The organism is Arthrobacter sp. CAN_A212 (assembly GCF_015752345.1).
Taxonomy (GTDB): Bacteria; Actinomycetota; Actinomycetes; order Actinomycetales; family Micrococcaceae; genus Arthrobacter_D.
This window is the reverse complement of the sequence record NZ_JADOUT010000078.1, coordinates 1-1100: the sequence shown is the minus strand read 5'-3', so window position 1 is coordinate 1100 and position 1100 is coordinate 1. Positions and strand designations below refer to the sequence as shown.

Below are 1100 nucleotides of genomic sequence, written 5' to 3'. Positions count from 1 at the left end.
GCGTGATCTTGATGCAGACATGCTGCTGGTCTCACTTTCAGTAGAACCCCCATTTTAAGAGGGCCCACTGTCCTAAATCTCCACAGCAGTCCAGGGCTCGAGCTATGTGAGCTTGATTACCGGGGGCATCGAGCCTCGTATCAATGTCATCGAGAACGTCGGACGCTTCGGCCCTGGCTCCCAGTTTCACCAGAGCCCGCAGCACTCTTGATTCTGCGCGGTGGTGCCGGCGCAGCAGATTTGTAGCGATACCGAATAACCAAGGCCGTACGCCATCTGTTGAGCCAACGAAGTCCGAACGTCGCTCAAAGGCAATGAGGAAGGTCTCGGCCATTACATCTTCAGCTACGAAATCGCCGGCTCGGCGAGCTGCATAGCGGTATATATCCGCGGCGTGTCGATCGTAGAGCTCCCCGAAAGCTGCGGGGCCGTAACGCGACCGCTCAACTATCTCTGCATCTGTATTCACACTTAGTAATGCCCGATCCCTCCAGAAAGTTCACGGTTATCCCATCTTTTTCTAAAAATATCTGTCACTAGTCTTGACCTGCATCTAGCTAGTTGCGACCACGGCGCATCTGTGGTCAAGCGTCGGACACACCCAACGTGAGAAAAACCATCATCGAGCGAGCCGACCGACGTATGCGTATGCCGATCCCCCACCGCAACACTCACTCGAGATCAGCCGCCACTAAGAATCCTGTGACTGTTAGCTCAGAATGGCGGCTTTTTCACAACTCGGTTTGGCGGTTGACGATCCATAGGAGCATCGATCCTCTACCGGACTTGCGTGGCACCGGCGGCGTCAAGGAGGTCTAAATAGGCACCCTTTACGAGCGCGCCGTCCTCGATCCCGAACGCAGCGAGGAGGCGATGCGCTTCTGACACCGCAGCGTCAGGCTCCAGCGTGTCTCCGACGGTGACCTCCAGTTCCAAGAACGCGCCCAATCCGTCGACGAGGTCGAGGTGGACCCTAGTCTGACCAATGCGAAACACGGTGCGGTGGGGACTGCCCACGGTTTGGTTGACTCGTGGGGTTGATAGTTTCTTAGGCGGCTAGCGCCATGTTGTTGATTGTCTCAAACTCGATCGGGGTTAGT

Annotated in this window: 2 protein-coding genes; both read right to left on the bottom strand. The window is 56.1% G+C overall.

Annotated elements, in window-relative coordinates; translation table 11 throughout:
- Positions 1-37: 37 nt before the first annotated feature.
- The gene (locus IWX64_RS16865; protein ID WP_334683402.1) at positions 38-469 is read right to left on the bottom strand and encodes an RNA polymerase sigma factor; all 432 of its coding nucleotides are present in this window, start codon (positions 467-469) and stop codon (positions 38-40) included.
- 308 nt (positions 470-777) lie between these two features.
- Positions 778-996: a CYTH domain-containing protein gene (locus IWX64_RS16860; RefSeq protein ID WP_334683400.1), complete on the bottom strand. Its 219-nt coding sequence runs from the start codon at positions 994-996 to the stop codon at positions 778-780.
- Positions 997-1100: the final 104 nt, after the last annotated feature.